Below are 234 nucleotides of genomic sequence, written 5' to 3'. Positions count from 1 at the left end.
AGGATCAGCTGACAGTCAGATATCTGCTTGCGATCATATTTCTTCTTCACCTCTCATTTAAGAAACAGGATCCAACGGTTTTAATCGAATCTATTCCGTTCCTACTCGATCATATCGATCATAAACTTCTGCGGGCGATTATCGAGCGCTTTAAAGGAGTCGTGGCGAAGTGGTTAACGCACCTGATTGTGGTTCAGGCATTCGTGGGTTCGATTCCCATCGGTCGCCCCATTT

The 234-nt window shown here is 45.7% G+C and carries 1 protein-coding gene; it reads left to right on the top strand.

What is annotated here, in order from left to right:
* A partial coding sequence (locus P6709_RS20365) for a hypothetical protein (RefSeq protein WP_278242689.1) occupies positions 1-234 on the top strand: 234 nt, incomplete at both ends.

The sequence above is a fragment of the Jeotgalibacillus sp. ET6 genome (assembly GCF_029667115.1).
Classification (GTDB): domain Bacteria; phylum Bacillota; class Bacilli; order Bacillales; family Jeotgalibacillaceae; genus Jeotgalibacillus.
Note: the sequence above shows the minus strand (reverse complement) of the source record. Positions and strands in the feature narration are given on the sequence as shown.